The sequence below is a fragment of the Streptomyces sp. DvalAA-14 genome (assembly GCF_900091855.1).
In the GTDB taxonomy this organism is placed as follows: domain Bacteria; phylum Actinomycetota; class Actinomycetes; order Streptomycetales; family Streptomycetaceae; genus Actinacidiphila.
The window spans coordinates 1-2,389 of record NZ_FMCH01000293.1; the positions used below are offsets into that span (position 1 = coordinate 1).

Genomic DNA, 2,389 nt, shown 5'->3' on the forward strand with positions numbered 1-2,389 from the left:
TTCCTGCTCTCCATCGCGCTGGGGATCTGCACGATCGTCGCGGTCGCGGTGCTGTGGATGGTGCTGGACACCATCGGCGTCTTCACCACCGTCGGCTCGACGATCAGTGAGGCCACCACCTCCGAGCAGGGCGGCAAGGGCGGATTCGATCTGGTGTCCTTCCTGTCGCTGTCCCGGGTGATGACCTTCACCACGGTCATCGCGGTGATCGACGTGGTGCTCGCCACCGCGCTGGCCACGCTGGGCGCCTTCATCTACAACCTGTCCGCCGGCTTCGTGGGAGGCGTCGAGCTGACCCTCGCCGAGGACGAGTAACCGATTTTGGGGCACGGCCATCGGTGCGCTAATCTTTCGGTGCAGCGCGGGGCTATAGCTCAGACGGTTAGAGCGCTTCCCTGATAAGGAAGAGGCCCCAGGTTCAAGTCCTGGTAGCCCCACTTGCATCGAGACCCCCGGCCGATCGGCCGGGGGTCTTTTGCGTCGGTGCCAGCAGGTCACCGTTCGGTCTCGGCCGCTGTGTATAGTCGGGCGCGTCAGAAGCTGTCCCCACGTAGAAGGAGGAGGTCACGCCTTGAAGAAGCTTCTTTTGGTCGCACTGGCCGCCGTCGCCGGGCTGTTCGTGTACCGGCAGATCCAGGCGGACCGCGCCGAGCAGGATCTGTGGACGGAAGCCACTGACGCGGTTCCGACGGGTTCCGGCGCCAGCGTGTGAGACGCCGCTGAGATGCCGCTGAGACGCAGGGAATGCGTCGGATGCGTCCACGGGCCCCGGCCGCCGCGTGCGGTCGGGGCTTTTGCCTGTCCCGACGGGAGCGGTCGCCGTTGCCGGACCGTTACCGTGCGCAATTGAGTTGATGCGGGCGGGAGTCATACCTTGCTTGCGCCAGGCGATACCGGTGGGGCGCGCAGGGGGTGGGACGCGATGGGACGACAACCGGCACCGGACGGCGCCTTAGCGGGCGGCCGGGCGGCGCGGGTCGGGCTCATACGGGCGCGGGGCGGTAGCGGGTTTGCGGGCGGCGTGTCGGCGGGCAGCCGGGCGAGCTGCCACCCGAGGCGGTGGGCAGGGCGGTGGGCAGGGCGGTGGGCAGCGCCGTGTGCGGGGCCGTGCGCGGGCCTGGCCGGGCCGCCGGCGGCCGCGTTGTCGGCCGGTCTGCTGGTTCTGCTGCTGGCCGGTACGGCGCTCGCCCTCGCCCCGGCAGCCGGTGCGGCGCCGAATGCCCCCTCCCCACCCACCGGGACCGCCCCTCCGGCCGGCTCGGCCCGCGCCCCTCAACTCCGTTCCGGGACCTACCGGTTCGCCGGCACCCGGACCACCGGCGCCGCCCAGGCCGCGCAGGCGCCACCGCTTGTCCCCGGCACGTACACCGACACCATCGGCCCCGGGCAGACCCGTTGGTACGCGGTCCGGCTCGACGGGGTCTCCACCGCGGACCTCTCGGTGACCGCAGCCCCGCGGCCGGGGGTCGCGGTGGCGTACGGCGACGGTCTGGAGCTCACGCTCACCGCGGCCGGGACCGCGGCCGGAACCGCGGCCGGGACCGGGACCGGCGGCGAGACGAGCGACGGGACCTCCTCCGGGACCTCCTCCGGGACCTCCTCCGGGATTTCCTCCGGCAGCGGCACGGGGACCACCGTCCGGGATCGCGGCACCACCTGCGACGAAGCGTCCGCGCACTTCGGCCAGGACGAAGGCGCGATGAACGTGACCGGGGCGGTCAGCCGGATACCCGGCCAGCACCAGCTGACCGACTGCGACCGGGCCGGCCGTTTCCTGCTCGCCGTGCACCGCACCAGCGCGGCCGGCTCCGACCGTCGCCGCTGGCCGCTGGAGCTGGCCTACGCGACGGAGGCGCCGCTGCCGCCCGGCACCGTACCCGCCGCCGCCCGGACCGACCACGGGCCGGCGACCGCGCCGGTGACCGGCACCCCGAAGGACGTCACCGGCGGCACCGGCTTCAACGACGCGCCGCGGGTGGGCCCCGGAGTCTGGCGGGACCGGCTGCTCCCGGGCCAGACCCGGTACTACAAGCTGCACCTCGGCTGGGGCCAGCAGCTCAGCTACGACGCCGACTTCGCCAACGAGCCGCTGCCGCCCGGCGCCCTGCCCCCCACCGTGTCCTTCGCGGCGGCCTCGCTCTACGCCCCCGGCCGGCTGCCCGTCCGCGACGCCTCGAACGGCCGGACCAGCGCCGCCTACGACGGCTCCCCGGTCTCGGTGGGCCTCGGTACCGTCCCCGTCACCTGGACCAACCGCTGGGTGCCCGGCGGCCCGGCACAGCAGGTGCACAGCGCGGGCGACTACTGGATCGCGCTCGGACTCGGCCCGGACGCCGCCCGGCTCGCGCGGGGCACACCGGTCGGTGTCGTGCTGCGAGTCCGGGTGAGC

General features: G+C 73.4%; 2 protein-coding genes, 1 tRNA gene and 1 pseudogene. All 4 read left to right on the forward strand.

Annotation, left to right across the window (positions count from 1 at the left end):
- Positions 1-315: DUF3566 domain-containing protein (locus GA0115240_RS14815; RefSeq protein WP_141708839.1), on the forward strand; the 315-nt coding region annotated here is incomplete at its 5' end.
- A 48-nt stretch (positions 316-363) separates the two neighbouring features.
- Positions 364-437: transfer RNA gene (locus GA0115240_RS14820), tRNA-Ile, on the forward strand.
- Positions 438-571: 134 nt separating this feature from the next.
- Positions 572-712, forward strand: coding sequence for a DLW-39 family protein (locus tag GA0115240_RS37615; protein WP_218087425.1), 141 nt, complete (start codon positions 572-574; stop codon positions 710-712).
- Positions 713-1,141: 429 nt separating this feature from the next.
- Positions 1,142-2,389, forward strand: a pseudogene (locus GA0115240_RS36910) (hypothetical protein); the annotation flags it as partial.